16 protein-coding genes are annotated in these 15,437 nt (G+C 31.1%); 11 read left to right on the forward strand and 5 right to left on the reverse strand.

Features of this window, described 5'->3' with window-relative positions; all coding sequences use genetic code 11:
• The first annotated feature begins 1 nt into the window (after position 1).
• The 3 genes from PG912_RS01660 to PG912_RS01670 all read left to right on the forward strand — a co-directional run bounded on the left by PG912_RS01660 (position 2) and on the right by PG912_RS01670 (position 3,846).
• Positions 2-1,714: a tetratricopeptide repeat-containing sensor histidine kinase gene (locus tag PG912_RS01660; RefSeq protein WP_275688225.1), complete on the forward strand. Its 1,713-nt coding sequence runs from the start codon at positions 2-4 to the stop codon at positions 1,712-1,714.
• A 370-nt stretch (positions 1,715-2,084) separates the two neighbouring features.
• On the forward strand, positions 2,085-2,828 hold the full coding sequence (locus tag PG912_RS01665) for a LytR/AlgR family response regulator transcription factor (RefSeq protein WP_275688226.1): 744 nt from the start codon (positions 2,085-2,087) through the stop codon (positions 2,826-2,828).
• 460 nt (positions 2,829-3,288) lie between these two features.
• Positions 3,289-3,846 (forward strand): MOSC domain-containing protein, encoded by a 558-nt coding sequence (locus PG912_RS01670; RefSeq protein ID WP_275688227.1) that lies wholly within the window; start codon positions 3,289-3,291, stop codon positions 3,844-3,846.
• Here PG912_RS01670 and PG912_RS01675 read toward each other — a convergent pair.
• Genes PG912_RS01675 through PG912_RS01690 form a run of 4 tightly spaced genes read right to left on the reverse strand, consistent with a single transcriptional unit; the run spans position 3,843 to position 6,935 of the window.
• Positions 3,843-5,408, reverse strand: a complete 1,566-nt coding sequence (locus tag PG912_RS01675) for a S41 family peptidase (RefSeq protein ID WP_275688228.1) — start codon at positions 5,406-5,408, stop codon at positions 3,843-3,845. The two genes, PG912_RS01670 and PG912_RS01675, sit on opposite strands and share 4 nt — an antisense overlap.
• The gene (locus PG912_RS01680) at positions 5,395-5,823 is read right to left on the reverse strand and encodes a deoxycytidylate deaminase (protein ID WP_260586472.1); all 429 of its coding nucleotides are present in this window, start codon (positions 5,821-5,823) and stop codon (positions 5,395-5,397) included. Before PG912_RS01680 ends, PG912_RS01675 begins: the two co-directional genes overlap by 14 nt.
• 59 nt (positions 5,824-5,882) lie before the next feature.
• Complete coding sequence (locus PG912_RS01685) at positions 5,883-6,464, reverse strand: HupE/UreJ family protein (RefSeq protein ID WP_275688229.1); 582 nt, start codon at positions 6,462-6,464, stop codon at positions 5,883-5,885.
• A 9-nt stretch (positions 6,465-6,473) separates the two neighbouring features.
• The gene (locus PG912_RS01690) at positions 6,474-6,935 is read right to left on the reverse strand and encodes an Lrp/AsnC ligand binding domain-containing protein (protein WP_260586471.1); all 462 of its coding nucleotides are present in this window, start codon (positions 6,933-6,935) and stop codon (positions 6,474-6,476) included.
• 213 nt (positions 6,936-7,148) lie between these two features.
• On the opposite strand from PG912_RS01690, the gene PG912_RS01695 reads away from it, so the two are divergent.
• From PG912_RS01695 to PG912_RS01720, 6 genes are read left to right on the forward strand one after another with little or no spacing between them, the layout of a single operon-like run.
• Positions 7,149-7,637 carry a DUF2975 domain-containing protein gene (locus tag PG912_RS01695; protein ID WP_275688230.1) on the forward strand — a complete coding sequence of 163 codons (489 nt, stop codon included), beginning with the start codon at positions 7,149-7,151 and terminating at the stop codon, positions 7,635-7,637.
• 3 nt (positions 7,638-7,640) lie between these two features.
• Positions 7,641-8,144, forward strand: coding sequence for a DUF2975 domain-containing protein (locus tag PG912_RS01700; RefSeq protein WP_275688231.1), 504 nt, complete (start codon positions 7,641-7,643; stop codon positions 8,142-8,144).
• Between the two features lie 3 nt (positions 8,145-8,147).
• Positions 8,148-8,651 carry a DUF2975 domain-containing protein gene (locus PG912_RS01705; protein ID WP_275688232.1) on the forward strand — a complete coding sequence of 168 codons (504 nt, stop codon included), beginning with the start codon at positions 8,148-8,150 and terminating at the stop codon, positions 8,649-8,651.
• A gap of 2 nt (positions 8,652-8,653) precedes the next feature.
• Positions 8,654-8,860, forward strand: coding sequence for a helix-turn-helix domain-containing protein (locus tag PG912_RS01710; protein WP_218771573.1), 207 nt, complete (start codon positions 8,654-8,656; stop codon positions 8,858-8,860).
• Positions 8,861-8,887: 27 nt separating this feature from the next.
• Complete coding sequence (locus PG912_RS01715; RefSeq protein WP_275688233.1) at positions 8,888-10,144, forward strand: Y-family DNA polymerase; 1,257 nt, start codon at positions 8,888-8,890, stop codon at positions 10,142-10,144.
• 3 nt (positions 10,145-10,147) lie between these two features.
• On the forward strand, positions 10,148-10,585 hold the full coding sequence (locus PG912_RS01720; protein WP_275688234.1) for a LexA family protein: 438 nt from the start codon (positions 10,148-10,150) through the stop codon (positions 10,583-10,585).
• 53 nt (positions 10,586-10,638) lie between these two features.
• On the opposite strand, the gene PG912_RS01725 is transcribed toward PG912_RS01720, so the two are convergent.
• Positions 10,639-11,052 (reverse strand): BrxA/BrxB family bacilliredoxin, encoded by a 414-nt coding sequence (locus PG912_RS01725; protein ID WP_260586466.1) that lies wholly within the window; start codon positions 11,050-11,052, stop codon positions 10,639-10,641.
• A gap of 117 nt (positions 11,053-11,169) precedes the next feature.
• Here PG912_RS01725 and PG912_RS01730 point away from each other — a divergent pair, with 117 nt between their 5' ends.
• Positions 11,170-11,928 carry a TerB family tellurite resistance protein gene (locus PG912_RS01730; RefSeq protein WP_260586465.1) on the forward strand — a complete coding sequence of 253 codons (759 nt, stop codon included), beginning with the start codon at positions 11,170-11,172 and terminating at the stop codon, positions 11,926-11,928.
• Positions 11,929-12,037: 109 nt separating this feature from the next.
• Positions 12,038-15,436 carry an isoleucine--tRNA ligase gene (gene ileS, locus PG912_RS01735; RefSeq protein WP_275688235.1) on the forward strand — a complete coding sequence of 1,133 codons (3,399 nt, stop codon included), beginning with the start codon at positions 12,038-12,040 and terminating at the stop codon, positions 15,434-15,436.
• Position 15,437 lies beyond the last annotated feature (1 nt).

The following is a 15,437-nucleotide window of genomic DNA, read 5'->3' on the forward strand; positions in this document are numbered from 1 at the left end:
TTTGAAAAAATATATACATATTTTAATACTTTTTATTGCCTCTTTTGGTTTTTCGCAGCAAGAAAAAGAAAAGAGTTTCAATTCTATGTATCTAAAAGGAGAGGAAATCTGCAATAAAACTAAAGAAATATCTTTTTGTAAATCTTATGTTTTTTTTAAAAATAAAGAATATGATTCTTGTTATGCATATTCAAATAGGGCTTTATCACTAACAAAGGATATTGCGGAAAAAAATTATTTAAATTATATCCTTGCTTATAGTGCTTATGATAAAGGTTTTTATAAAAAAGCATTGTCTAGTTTATTGTCAATTACGAATGATAAGCATTATGAATTGTCCAAATTAGTTTTGTTAAGTGGCATTTACTTAGGTCAAAAAAAGTATGATAAAACAATCCTTAATATTGAAAAGTGGATAGATAAAGACACCATTTTTAGAGAAGAAACGAGAAAGACTATGTATCATAATTTAGGGTTGTGTTACTTACATAAAAAGGACTTTAAAAAAACTAAATATTATTTTGATAAAGAGTTTTCTTTAATTAAGAAAAATGATACTCTCTCTTTAATTAGGACAAAAATGGAACTCGCTAACGTGTATTATAGCCAATATTTAGATAATGAAGCTATTCCTTTATTTAAAGAGTCCTATGACTTAGCTAAATTATATTCTAATATAGAGCTAAAACAAAACGCAACCCAAAACATGGCGGTAGTTGAACGTAATAGAAAACGTTATAAAGAAAGTGTTGGGTATTATAGAGAATTCATTAAGTGGAAAGATTCTATTACGAGTAGAGATCGTATTTGGCAATTGACTGAAAAGGATAAAAAAATAGCAGTTGCACAAAAACAACAAGAAATTGCTGTACAAGATGAGCAAATAAAACGTCAAAAAGTAGTTCAAAAAGGTTTGCTTTTCGGTGCTTCTGGTTTGTTAGTTTTTTTAGGTGGATTGGCTTTTTTTTATAAAAAATTGCAAAGTAAAAATAAGCTTATTACAGAGCAGAAAGAAGCTTTAAATATTGCTAATAACACCAAGAGTTATTTGTTTTCTGTGGTTTCCCACGATTTACGTTCGCCTATAAATAGCATAAAAAGGCAGCATCAAAAATTAGCGAAGCATATTGCTAATAACGATTTACCTGCAATTAAAGAAGCTACGAAATCGGCTATTGCAGTTACCGAAAGTACGAGTCATTTATTAAACAATGTATTGCATTGGTCGTTAGAGCAAAGTAATCAGTTAAATTTTTCTCAAGAAGATCACGTATTGCAACCTGTTATAGAACAGGTATTATTCGATTACGAAGATTTAGCAGAAGCGAAAGATATTTCAATTTCTAGTAATTTAGAAAGTGATATTGTTGTGCTTACAGACAAAGAATCGTTAAAAATAGTAATCCGTAATTTAATTGATAACTCGATTAAATACATGGATGGTTCTGGAAGTATCTCTGTGAAAACAGAAAAATATTCAGAGATTCTAGCTCGCATTGAAATTAAAGACTCAGGTATTGGAATAGCTGAAGAAAAACTTCAAAAAATTAATGCATTAAAAGATTTATCTGTTGATAAAATTGATCGTTCTAAAGGTGTTGGATTAGGCTTGTTATTATGCCAAACGCTAGTTAAAAAAAACAACGGAACATTATTCTTTAAAAGCGAAGAAGGAACAAGTACCACAGCGGTTATATTGTTGCCTTTAGCTTAATTTTATTATAATACGAGTGGTATAAAAATCACTCGTATTTTTACCTCTTTTTTTATTTTGTTATGATTTCGAAGTATGAACCAGTTTTATTACGTCATAGCGAATGCAGTGAAGCAATTTGTATTTGGTGAGTTTTAAATATTTAAGATTACCTCGTCATTCTTCCCCGTAATGACGAGTGTTTTGTTATTGTGAGATACTAAACAACCTTGGATTCAACGTTGTAACGCAACAAAACGTTAAGATTACTTTGTAGTTCTTTTTCATAATAATGCGTTATATTACAGAAAGCTAAGTAGTTTTTTGATTAAGACTTATTATCTAAAGAAGTATCTTCGTAAAAACAAACACTAAAAACATTTTTGCTTCAATGACTAATTTACGGTTACTACTTTTAGAAGATTTAGATGAGGAGGCTTCAGAAATTATTGATTTTTTAGAAGATAATAATTACGAAGTTGTTCATGTTAAAAATGCAGTTGAGGCTGAAAAAGAAATAAAGAATCGTTTTTTTGATGTTATCCTTCTTGATATTATGATTGATGGAAAACCAGAAGGTATTTCGTTAGCACATCGATTAAATAAACAAAACATTGAAGTTCCTTTTTTATTCTTAACAAGTATGCAAAGTAAAGTTGTTTTTGATGAAGCAAAGCTTACAAGGCCATATACCTACTTGTTAAAACCTTTCAATAAGTTAGAATTATTATATTCATTAGAACTAGCTTTAGAGAAATTTCATGAACAATCAAGTAGTATTAGCTTAAGTGATAAAAATGCAATTGTAAGTCCGTCTTTTTTATTCGTAAAAAAGAAAAGAAGTATTATGAAGGTTGATACGCATTCTATTATTTATGTAGAAGTAAAAGAAAAGTACTGTAAACTGGTTTGTAATGAAGATGATTATTTAATAAAATTATCGTTAATCAAAATTAAAGAATTACTTGGTGATGCAGATTTTACACAAACTCACAGAAACTATTTGGTGAACACAGCAAAGATTCAGGAGATTTATTTTGAAGATAATTTATTGATTTTACAAAATAACCACAAAATATTATTTAGCGAACGTTTCAAGAATCAGTTTATAAAGAATAATACTATTTTCAGATAAAAAAGCAGTAAAAAACACAATGTATTTCCCCCCCCGAAATTAGTTATGTTAATTACCGCTTTTAACTATTTCAAAAGTATACTTCTATTAAGGTTCTTTGTAAAGTAAATCTTTAAATGAATGCGATTTAAGTATAAGCGTGTGTAGAAACGATATAAGCGTTTTTTATTTTGAAAGGAGTAAAAAAAAGGAGACATAAAATATAATCTCCCCTTTATGGATTATATCTTAAAGCTCCTTTTCTTGAACGTGTTGATTAAGAATGTTACCCCTTATGTGTATTCTTAATTAGTCAGTTAAAATAATCCCCTTTTTATATCTTAACTGATGTAAATATAATGAGCCATTGTTATTTGTTTAAAATACAATTCCTCAGCGATTTAAAATAGGGGAGTAACGTATGATAAAAAGGTATAAGTGTTTTAGGAAATAAAAGTATTTTAAATAAAAATTAGATTAAATGAAAATTGTATCTACAAATATTGGTGATAGAAAGGACGTTAATTGGAAAGGAGAATTTATTACTACAGGGATTTTTAAATATCCAGTAACTTCTCCTATTTTTTTAGATATAGAAGATGTTGTTGGAGATACGGTTTGTGATAGGGAAAATCATGGTGGAGTAGACAAGGCAGTGTACGCATATTCTTTAAAGCATTATGAGTATTGGAAAGCAATACACCCAAATTTAGATTGGCAATTAGGTATGTTTGGCGAAAATCTAACAGTTGATGATTTAGATGAGTCGAAACTTCATGTAGGGGATACTTTTAAGGTTGGTGAAACTATTTTAGAGGTAACAAAACCACGTTTGCCTTGCTTAAAATTAGGCGTTCGCTTTAATGACATGAAAATGGTAAAACAATTTTGGAAACAAAACTTGCCAGGGCTTTATTTTAAAATACTACAAACTGGTTTTGTGAAAACAGGAGATGAATTTGTGCAAATAAAATCTTGTCCTGAGAATTTAACAATTACAGCTGTTTATCAAAATAAAAGAGTAGAAAAAGAAGTTTAGTTCTCTTTCTCTAATTCAAATACTTTTTGAAGCATTTTATCATCTGCTTCGTTTACCTTATATAAACCTTCGTCGCTAAAAAGTTCGCGAGCAATTAATGTTTTTAAGTTTCTTTTAAGTTGATTTTTTGTTTTTTCAGAAAGTCTATAGCTTTTAAGTTTTGCTAAAAATTCATTAGATACTTCGTTATTTGTATCAAAATTGTCAATAAAATCGCTAACAGTGGTGTTCTCTAGTTTTTTACGATTGGTATCTACGTAGGTAAATGCGAAGTCGTTTAAAGGTCTAAAAAATATGGTAGGAATATAGGTTGCGGTATCAACAGCTACAAAATGATCGGGGATTATTCCACCACCACCAAATACTATTTTACCTTTCGGGGTTGTAAACTTTAAACTATCAATAGTTTTTATACTATCTCGGTTAAATAATTCACCGTTAGAATACCTGTTTTCTAAATCGTTTGCATAAATAGAAGAAGGTGCTTCTTTTGTGTATGGTTTCTGAATAGATCTACCAGTTGGAGTATAATAACGAGCTGTTGTTAAACGAACAGCAGAACCATCACCTAAATCCATTTCTTGTTGTACTAATCCTTTACCAAAAGAACGACGTCCAATAATAATTCCTTTGTCGTTATCTTGTAATGCACCTGCAACAATTTCTGAAGCCGAAGCAGAGTTTTCATCAATTAAAACATATAACCCACCTTTTTCAAAATCACCTTTATTGGTGGCAAAAGATTCATTAATATCTCCTTTATTATTTTTTGTAAAAACGATTAATTTATCATCTTCTAAAAACTCATCAACAATACTATTGGCAATATCAATAAATCCACCGCCATTTCCACGAAGATCAAGTACCAAATCGGTCATTCCGGTTTCTTTAAGAGTATCTAAAGAAGTTTTAAATTCTCGGTAAGAATTACGTGCAAAACGGTTTAACTTTATGTAACCAACACTGTCGTTTAACATGTAGGCAATATCAACACTTTTAATATTTACTTTACCTCTGTTTATGGTTACATTAAAAATACTATCAGTTGTTTTTCTATAAATCTGAACGTCTACCTTTGTGTTAGGTTTCCCTTTTAAGGCTTTCATTATTTGAGGAGTTTGTAGGTTTTTACCGTACAAAGTATCTTTATTAGCCATTAAAATTCTGTCACCAGCTTTAATACCTACTTTTATACTTGGTCCTCCTTTTATAGGAGCAATAACAGTAATTGTATCGCCAATCTTACGAAATTGCACTCCGATTCCTACAAAATTACCTTGCATGTTTTCGGTTACTAGTTGTAAGTTCTCTTTTGGAATATATACTGAATGTGGATCGAGTTTACCAAGCATTTCTTTAATAGCTCCATCTAGTAATTCATCAGTATTTACGTTATCAACATAATCACTTTGAATATAATCAATGAGTCGTTTTATCTTTTTTTCGTTGGATGAATTCTTGCTAATAAAATTAGTTGAGCTTCCGTTGCTAAAAAAAGTTCCGATAAGAATACCGAAAACTACAGCAATTGAAAAATATATAGGTAAATTATTCTTGTTCATAAGGTAAATTGGTTAATTCAACACCTGCTTTTTCTAGAAAATCTACACCAGAGGTGTCTTTGTAAGCTTCAGCATATACAACACGTTTTATACCTGCCTGGTGTATTAATTTACTGCATTGTTGGCAAGGAGAAAGTGTAATGTATAAAGTAGCTCCTTTACATGATTGTGTGGAGGCGGCAACTTTTAAAATGGCATTTGCTTCGGCATGTAAAACATACCATTTTGTATAACCTTCTTCGTCTTCACAGTAATTTTCAAATCCTGATGGCGTACCGTTGTATCCGTCAGAAATTATCATACGATCTTTAACAATTATAGCGCCTACTTGTTTACGTTTACAATGTGATAATTTACCCCATTCTTGCGCCATTTTTAAATAGGCTTTGTCGTATTTTAATTGTTTTTTACTCAAAGTTAAAGTTGTGTGAAGTGCTAAGATAGGCAGATTAAAAAAGGTGTGTCGTTAAATTTTTACCAAAAAACGCGGTTTACCATCATTTGAAAAGCGAAACCAATTACGATTGATGATATAATTAAAATCCAATCGCGACGATTTACACTAAATATAGATTGCGCTAAGGTTCCTATCAATAAAATGATTAAAACGATAATAATCTGTGCGGCTTCTACACCGATTGCAAACTCTAAAAGAGGTACTAATTTATCAGAAGTTTTACCAATCATTATTTTAAAATAATTAGAAAAACCGAGCCCGTGAATTAATCCGAAGAATAAGGCAAAAAATAAATTCTGATTTTCTTTTCCTACGGATGCTTTTTTAGCGGTTAACACATTCATTAAACCAGTAATAAAAATAGTTAACGGAATTAAAAACTCCACCAAATTGCTGTTTACATTTAAAATTCCGTAAGCCGATAAAGCTAAGGTTATAGAATGCCCAATGGTAAATAATGTGATAAGCCATAATACTTTTGTCCACTGTTTAAATAAGTATACAACGGCAAGTACTATTAAAAATAAAATATGATCGTAAGCTCTAATATCAAGTACATGAAATAAGCCCATTTTAAAGTAGAAAATAAATTCGTTCATTCGGGGTTTTTAAATTTTTATTTGTCGGTCTATTTGTTGGTCTAAAGATATAAAAGTTTCTGTTCTTGAAACCCCTTTTATGTTTTGAATATCTTTATTTAACAAGTGCATTAAATCTTCGTTGTTTTTACACAAAATTTTAATAAAAACAGCATAATTACCGGTTGTATAGTGACTTTCAACAATTTCAGGGATTTCTTTTAAACGTTTTATTGCTGATGAATACATGCTAGAAGAATCTAAAAACACCCCTACAAAAGCGGTAGTATTATAGCCTAAAGCCTTCGGGTTTAATGTCATTTTATAGCCATCAATTAAATCAGAAGCTTCTAGTTTTCGTAAACGTTGATGTATGGCAGCTCCTGAAATTCCTACTTCGCGGGCAATACTTAAAATAGGTATACGAGCATCTGCAACCAATCGTTTGATAATGATTTTATCAATTCCGTCAATCTTTAATTTCTTAATCATACAGCAAAAATAAGAAAAGTTTAATTATCAATAATTAATAATAAATTATTGTTTTTCGATAATTTTATTATATTTGCAGTGTAAATGAATTTATTTTAGAATCACATTTTACAGTAAGCTGTAGTTGTGATGAGAACCTGAAACAAGTTCAGGTTGACATAACCTAAATTATTAAAGCTTAAAAATATGAAAACAGAAAGAATATTAAAAATTATGAAATTTTTTTCATGGTTTGCATTTATCGGATTAATGATTAAATCCGGAGCAATTTTAGTAACTTATTTGCTAAGTATTAGCAACCCAGAGGTTTCAAGAAATTTATATGAAGGCATGAATCTTTTTGAATACAGAGAGTATAGTTTTATGCAATATTCATTTATTGTTGGGTATAAAATATTACTATTTGCAACTGAAGCTTATATTGCATTTTTAGTAATAAAATTACTTAGAAGCTTAAATATGAAACACCCATTTAATATGAATGTTCAAAAATTTATGCAACAAATAAGTTATGGTATTTTCTATTTATGGATTTTAGCTATTGTGCATAACACGCACATGCAATTGATTGGTAAAAAACATGGTTTTCAGATGTACTTATTCTCAAGTGATTTTGTTTTCTTATCAGTAGTGATTTTCATTTTTGCACAAATTGTAAAAAGAGGAATTGAAATTCAAACAGAAAATGATTTAACTATATAGATTATGAGAAAATTACACATACTAAAAAGTCTGGTTGACTTTCTTTTTATTACTACAAGCTGCGTAGTTCCTTTTTTAATTTTAGGAATCCCCGCTGTTTTTATACTGTCAGAAAATATTACAAGTGATTTTTTAAAAATAAATATTACCGAAAGTATAACGATACTGCACAAAGTTTTTTTCGCGATTTTTTTACTTTCTTATTTATTGATTTATTACACAATTTATAAATTTAGATTGGTTTTAAATGAATTTGTTCGCTCTCGAATTTTTACAGAAAAAGTAATTGCAAACTTAAAATCAGCAGGAAACGTTTTAATGATAGCAGGTTTATTAATGATTATAAGTGAAGTTGGATTAAAACTAGTTATTGAATCTAAAATAAGTTTTGATTTTGGAATCAGTACACATTATTTATGTATTTGCTTCGGGTTGTTTTTTGTGGTGCTTTCTGAAATTTTTAAAGTATCTAAAAACATGAAACAAGAAAACGATTTAACTATATAGATTATGAGAAAATTAAAATTATTTAAACAGATAACATTTATTCTTTTTGTGTCAATATTAATCCTATTTTTATTTGATAACATATTAGTAGCACTCGCATTAGTATTTGAAAAAGATGTATTACATTTTGGGCATTTTGATAATGATTCGCCTTCTTTATTTGTGAAAACAGTAATTGTAACAAAATCTATAACATTTAGTTTCTTTATGTACGGAGCATCGTTTTTAATTAGAATTTTATTATTAAAAAATATAAAAGATTATTTTAATAATAATACCTCTTTATTCCTTTTTAAAGCAGGGAAATTTATAGCTTTAGCTAACTTTGTTTCTTTCTTTTTAAGTTTTGCTGTTTTTTTTATTGATGTAAAATATGTGGTTTATTTTGGAGGAGATTCTAAATACTTATCATTGTTAATGATAGTTTTCGGTTTGTTTTTAATGATATTTAGTAAGGTGTTGATAGAAGGAAATCAAATCAAACAAGAAAACGATCTAACAATATAACTATGCCAATAATTGTAAACTTAGATGTAATGCTTGCCAAACGCAAGATGAAAAGTAAAGATTTGGCAGAAATTGTGGGGATAACTACGGCAAATTTATCCATCTTAAAATCAGGAAAAGCCAAGGCAATTCGATTTTCAACTTTAGAAGCAATTTGTAAAGCTTTAGAATGTCAGCCAGCAGATATTTTAGAATTTGTAGAAGACTAAAACTTAAGATTAATTACCTTTACCAATATGTATGCGTTGGTAGATTGTAATAATTTTTATGCTTCTTGTGAACGGGTTTTTAATCCGAATTTACGAGGGAAACCAGTTGCTGTTTTAAGCAATAATGATGGTTGTGTAATTGCGATGAGCGACGAGGCTAAAAACATAAACCTCCCGTTTGGTGCGCCAATTTTTAAATGGGAACGATTTTGTAAAGAACATAATATTACGGTATTATCTTCCAATTATCCGCTGTATGGCGATATGAGCACTCGAGTAATGAAAATATTAGAGCAGTTTTCTCCAGATATCGAAGTGTATTCCATCGATGAAGCTTTTTTACAATTTAAAGGATTCGAAAATTATAATCTCCAAGAATACGGAACCGAAATTAGAAGTAAAGTTTTACAGTGGACAGGAATTCCGACCTGTGTAGGTATTGCGCCAACCAAAGCATTAACTAAAATAGCGAATAAGATTGCGCGTAAATTTCCGAAGCAAACAAAAGGAGTGTATGTAATAGATTCTGAAGAGAAAAGGATTAAAGCTTTAAAATGGACAGCGATAGAAAACGTTTGGGGAATAGGAAGCCGTTTATCAAAAAAGCTACAAGCAAAAGGATGTATAAAAGCCTACGATTTTACACAATTAGATGATACTTGGGTTCGCAAAAACTTATCAATCACCATTTGGAAATTGAAAAAAGACTTAGAAGGAGATTCTAAGATATTCCTAGACGAGCCAGTTACTAAAAAAGCAATTGCCACCACACGAAGTTTCGAACATACTTTTTCTGATATTGATAATATAAAAGAACGTATTTCAACCTTCGCAGTAAGTTGTGCAGAAAAATTACGCAAGCAAAACTCAAGTTGCCATATGGTTATGGTTGTGTTGCATAGCGACCGTCATAAAAAAGATAGCGAACAACATCGTGCAAGCAGAACGGTTGTTTTTTCATATCCAACAGATTCAACTTTAACAATAAGCAAAAGTGCTGTAGAAGCCGTAAAAACTATTTTTAAAAAAGGCGTAAAATACAAGCGAGCAGGAGTTATTGTAACAGGGTTGGTACCGTCGGATAATTATCAAATAAATATGTTTGAAACTGAAAATCCGAAGCATAAACCACTAATGCAAGCTATTGATAAAATAAATCTGACTTTTAAGTCAGATAAGGTTAAATTAGCGAATCAAGATTTAAAACGTACTTGGAAAATGCGTCAAGAGCGATTATCGCCAAAATACACCACAAATATTAACGATATTATTAGGGTAAAATAATTTATGAAAACAACAGAAGCATTAACTTTTTTATTGCCAAAAGAAATGAATGAAAGTGCAGGGGCAATTTTTATGGATATTGGTATTTCTGCTGGATTTCCTTCACCTGCGGATGATTTTAAAGAAACACGTATTTCGTTAGATGAAGAGTTAATACGAAATAAAGAGGCTACTTTTTTTGCCAAAGTTAGTGGTCAATCTATGATTGGTGCAGGGTTAGATGATAACGATTTATTGGTGATTGATAGAAGTATTTCACCTGAAAACAATAAAATAGCGATCTGTTTTTTAGATGGAGAATTTACCGTAAAACGATTAAGAGTAGAAAAAGATGAGGTATGGTTGCAACCTGAAAATCCAGACTATCCAATCATAAAAATTACCGAAGAAAATAATTTTATTATTTGGGGTATTGTTACCAGTGTAATAAAAAAAGTGTAACAAAAAAGTCCAGCAAATTTGCTGGATTTTTTTATTGACTCTAATGCGAATTATTATTCACAAAATTCATCGTAAGCTCCTGCTAAGTTCTGAGCAATAGCTTGAGCCGAATGACCTTCAATATGGTGACGCTCTAACATGTGTACTAAGTTACCATCTTTAAATAATGCAATTGCAGGAGATGACGGAGGAAAAGGAACCATAAGTTCTCTTGCTCTAGCGGTAGATTCTTTTTCTACACCTGCAAAAACAGTAGTTAAGTTTGTAGGAGTTTTGTCAGCTCCTAAAGAAGCAATCGCTCCTGGTCTAGCAGTACCTGCCGCACAACCACAAACAGAGTTTACCATTACTAAAGTTGTTCCTTTTTTTGCTAAAGCTGTATTAACATCTTCGGCAGTATATAAAGCGTCAAAACCAGCATCGATTAATTGGTCACGCATCGGTTTTACTAATTCTTCTGGGTACATAATTTTTAATTAAATAATTTAAGCAAAGGTACTTTATTTAACAGCAAAAATCAAGCGAAAACAAATGCTGCTTTTTGTAAAGACTTAATAGTATATTTACATCTTTAAATTTAAAAAATGGGAAAATTTGCAAAATGGCTTGGAGCCGGAGCAGGATTTACAATGGGTGGTCCAATAGGTGCCATTATAGGGTTTGCAGTTGGTAGTTTTATTGATGGAGTTTCGGTAGAAGATTTTACGGCAGAACAAAAAGAATATCAACGACAATCAGAACCGCAACGAAGAGGAAGGGCTACTTCTGGCGATTTTGAAATCACTTTATTGATTTTAGCCTCAGTAGTTATTAAAGCAGATGGTAAAATTGATCAACGAGAGTTAGATTATGTGCGTATGCATTTTGTAAAAATGTATGGAAAAGAACGGGCAAATCATGCGTTTAAGTTATTTAGCGGAATTATTAAAAAGCAGATATCAACCCGTCAGGTGTGTATGCAAATCCGCCAACATATGTCGCATTCTTCTCGATTACAATTAATACATTTTTTATTCGGAATAGCAAAAGCAGACGGACAAGTAGCTTCATCCGAAGAAGAAGAAATAAGAAAAATAGCGGGATATTTATATATAAACGACCCTGATTATTCATCAATAAAAGCGATGTTTTATAATGAGTCAGATAGCGCATATAAAATATTAGAAATAACCAAAACAGCTACCAACGACGAATTGAAAAAAGCATATAGAAAGATGGCTAAAAAATACCATCCAGATAAATTAGAAGGCTTTGGAGAGGAACATAAACAGGGAGCGAAAGAGAAATTTCAAAAAATTCAAGCTGCTTACGAACAAATAAAAGAAGAGAGAGGTATTTCTTAAAAAGTAGAATCGAATTAAAAAGCCTTTATTTAAGGGCTTTTTTTAGTGTCAACTACTACAATTACAAGAAAATACGTAATTTTGCCAATTCAATTAATACAATTACAAAATGAGTACGAAGTTTACTGAATACAAGGGGCTTAACTTGCCAAATGTTGCTGATGAAATCCTTAATTACTGGAAAGAAAACAACATTTTTGAAAAAAGTATAACTACCCGTGATGATAACAAGCCGTTTATCTTTTTTGAAGGAATACCTTCAGCAAATGGTTTACCAGGTATTCACCACGCAATGGGACGTACCATTAAAGATATTTTTTGCCGTTACAAAACCTTAAAAGGATTTCAAGTAAAGCGTAAAGCTGGTTGGGATACCCATGGTTTACCAGTGGAACTTGGTGTAGAAAAAGAATTAGGAATTACCAAAGAAGATATCGGTACTAAAATTACGGTAGAAGAATACAATATTGCTTGTAAAAAAGCAGTAATGAAGTATACGGATATTTGGAATACACTTACCGAAAAAATGGGATATTGGGTAGATATGGAAGATCCGTATGTTACCTATAAACCAAAATATATGGAAACTGTTTGGTGGTTGTTAAAGCAAATCTATAACAAAGATTTGATGTATAAAGGATATACAATTCAGCCATATTCACCAAAAGCAGGAACTGGATTGAGCTCTCATGAGGTAAATCAACCAGGAGCCTATCAAGATGTTACCGATACTACTGTTGTAGCACAATTTAAAGCAGTTACCGAAACACTACCAAGTATTTTACAAAACGGAAGTGATGTTCATATTTTAGCTTGGACAACTACTCCTTGGACGTTGCCAAGTAATACAGCACTAACCGTTGGACTAAAAATTGATTATGTTTTAGTAAAAACATTTAACCAATATACATTCGAACCTACGCAAGTAATTTTAGGAAAGCCTTTAGTAGGAAAGCAATTCGCAGGAAAGAAGTTTAAGGCTGTTGAAAATGAAGCAGATTTAGCAAGTTATAAAGCAGATGATAAGCAAATACCTTACTTGGTTGTAGCAGAATGTAAAGGAGCAGATTTAGTGGGTACTAAATACGAGCAATTATTACCGTATGTACTACCTTATGAAAATGCTGAGGATGCGTTTAGAGTAATTCCAGGAGATTTTGTTACTACGGAAGACGGAACAGGAATTGTACATACAGCACCAACTTTTGGAGCTGATGATGCTATTGTTTGTAAAGATGCAGGTGTACCACCAATGTTAGTTAAAGATGCGAACGATAATTTAGTTCCTTTAGTAGATTTACAAGGTAAGTTTACTAAAGAAGTAGGTGAGTTTGCAGGGATGTACGTTAAAAATGAATACTATGCTGATGGAGAAGCTCCAGAAAAATCAGTAGATGTACAAATAGCGATAAAATTAAAAGAAGAAAATAAAGCCTTTAAGGTAGAGAAATATGTGCACAGTTATCCGCATTGTTGGAGAACTGATAAGCCTATTTTATATTATCCGTTAGATTCTTGGTTTATAAAAGTAACAGACGTTAAAGAACGTATGCACTCTTTAAACGAAGAGGTTAATTGGAAACCAGCATCAACCGGAACAGGTCGTTTTGGAAATTGGTTAAAAAATGCCAATGATTGGAACTTGTCACGTTCTCGTTTTTGGGGAATTCCACTACCAGTTTGGAGAACAGAAGATGGTAAGGAAACTAAAATAATGGGTTCTGTAGCTGAGTTAAAAGAAGAAATGCAAAAGGCTGTAAAAGCTGGAGTAATGTCTGAAGATATTTTTGCTGATTTCGTATCAGGAGATATGTCAGACGAAAATTATGATACGGTTGATTTACATAAAAATGTAGTTGATAAAATCACCTTGATTTCTGATTCAGGAGAACCGATGAAACGTGAAGCAGATTTAATTGATGTTTGGTTCGATTCTGGTTCTATGCCGTATGCACAATGGCATTATCCGTTTGAAAATAAAGAATTGGTAGAAGAAGGTTGGAAAACAGCCGATTTCATTGCCGAAGGAGTAGATCAAACTCGTGGATGGTTTTATACCTTACACGCTATTGCAACCATGGTTTTTGATGATAAAGCCTATAAAAACGTTGTTTCTAACGGATTGGTGTTAGACAAAAACGGACAAAAAATGTCGAAGCGTTTAGGAAATGGAGTAGATCCGTTTTCAACGTTAGATAAATATGAATCCGATGCTACGCGTTGGTACATGATATCGAACGCAAATCCTTGGGATAATTTAAAGTTCGATTTAGACGGAATAACAGAGGTTAGTAGAAAATTTTTCGGAACACTTTACAACACGTATTCTTTCTTTAGTTTATATGCAAATTTAGATAATTTCAATTATAGCGAAGCTGAGGTTCCTTTAAACGAAAGACCAGAAATTGATCGTTGGATTTTATCAGAATTAAATACTTTAGCTCAAAAAGTTGATGTTTTTTATGCAGAATATGAACCAACAAAAGCAACGAGAGCAATCTCTGATTTTGTACAAGACCATTTAAGTAACTGGTATGTTCGTTTGTGTAGAAGACGTTTTTGGAAAGGCGAATACGCACAAGATAAAATATCAGCATATCAAACTTTATATACTTGTATGCTTACGGTAGCTAAATTGGCATCGCCAGTAGCGCCTTTCTTTATGGATAAATTGTATAAAGATTTAGTTAGCACAACAAATATCGAAGGATTTGAAAGTGTGCACTTAGCAGAATTTCCAAAATACGATGCTAATTTAATTGATAAGTCTTTAGAACGTAAAATGGAAAACGCACAAACAATATCTTCATTAGTTTTATCGTTAAGAGCTAAAGAAAAGATAAAAGTACGTCAACCATTACAAAAAATAATGATTCCGGTTTTAGATGCAACTCAAAAAGAAGAAATTTTAGCAGTTGCTGATTTAATTAAATCAGAGGTAAATGTTAAGGAAATAGAGTTGTTAGACGATGCTTCAGGTATTTTAGTAAAACAAATAAAACCAAATTTTAAAGCTTTAGGGCCAAAGTTTGGTAAGGATATGAAGTTGATTGCGAATGAGATACAGAAATTTACGCAAGAAGATATTATCAAAATAGAAAAAGAAGGAACTATTTCTGTTGAGATTAATGAGAAAATGATTAATTTAGAAACCGCTGATGTAGAGATTTCTTCTAAAGATATTGAAGGTTGGTTGGTAGCAAATGCAGAGGGTTTAACCGTTGCTTTAGATGTTACAATAAACGAAGATTTACGTAAAGAAGGTGTTGCAAGGGAATTGATAAACAGAATTCAAAATGCACGTAAGGATTCTGGTTTAGAAGTAACAGATAAAATAAAATTAACCATTTTAAAAGCTGCTGATTTACAAGAGTCTGTAGCAGCAAATGCCGCTTATATTAAAGCGGAAACATTAACAAATGAATTAGTTTTTGTTGATGTTTTAAAAGATGGTACAGAAATTGAATTCGATACCATAAATAGTAGAATGTTAATTGAAAAAATATAGC

The sequence above is a fragment of the Tenacibaculum retecalamus genome, assembly GCF_027941755.1.
Taxonomy (GTDB): Bacteria; Bacteroidota; Bacteroidia; order Flavobacteriales; family Flavobacteriaceae; genus Polaribacter; species Polaribacter haliotis_B.

What these genes read in the sequence shown, in the direction of transcription:
- PG912_RS01665 (WP_275688226.1), top strand. Translation starts at nt 2,085, where the DNA reads ATGACTAATTTACGGTTACTACTTTTAGAAGATTTAGATGAGGAGGCT.
- PG912_RS01670 (WP_275688227.1), top strand. Translation starts at nt 3,289, where the DNA reads ATGAAAATTGTATCTACAAATATTGGTGATAGAAAGGACGTTAATTGG.
- PG912_RS01675 (WP_275688228.1), bottom strand. Translation starts at nt 5,408, where the DNA reads ATGAACAAGAATAATTTACCTATATATTTTTCAATTGCTGTAGTTTTC.
- PG912_RS01685 (WP_275688229.1), bottom strand. Translation starts at nt 6,464, where the DNA reads ATGAACGAATTTATTTTCTACTTTAAAATGGGCTTATTTCATGTACTT.
- PG912_RS01690 (WP_260586471.1), bottom strand. Translation starts at nt 6,935, where the DNA reads ATGATTAAGAAATTAAAGATTGACGGAATTGATAAAATCATTATCAAA.
- PG912_RS01695 (WP_275688230.1), top strand. Translation starts at nt 7,149, where the DNA reads ATGAAATTTTTTTCATGGTTTGCATTTATCGGATTAATGATTAAATCC.
- PG912_RS01700 (WP_275688231.1), top strand. Translation starts at nt 7,641, where the DNA reads ATGAGAAAATTACACATACTAAAAAGTCTGGTTGACTTTCTTTTTATT.
- PG912_RS01705 (WP_275688232.1), top strand. Translation starts at nt 8,148, where the DNA reads ATGAGAAAATTAAAATTATTTAAACAGATAACATTTATTCTTTTTGTG.
- PG912_RS01710 (WP_218771573.1), top strand. Translation starts at nt 8,654, where the DNA reads ATGCCAATAATTGTAAACTTAGATGTAATGCTTGCCAAACGCAAGATG.
- PG912_RS01715 (WP_275688233.1), top strand. Translation starts at nt 8,888, where the DNA reads ATGTATGCGTTGGTAGATTGTAATAATTTTTATGCTTCTTGTGAACGG.
- PG912_RS01720 (WP_275688234.1), top strand. Translation starts at nt 10,148, where the DNA reads ATGAAAACAACAGAAGCATTAACTTTTTTATTGCCAAAAGAAATGAAT.
- PG912_RS01725 (WP_260586466.1), bottom strand. Translation starts at nt 11,052, where the DNA reads ATGTACCCAGAAGAATTAGTAAAACCGATGCGTGACCAATTAATCGAT.
- PG912_RS01730 (WP_260586465.1), top strand. Translation starts at nt 11,170, where the DNA reads ATGGGAAAATTTGCAAAATGGCTTGGAGCCGGAGCAGGATTTACAATG.
- ileS (WP_275688235.1), top strand. Translation starts at nt 12,038, where the DNA reads ATGAGTACGAAGTTTACTGAATACAAGGGGCTTAACTTGCCAAATGTT.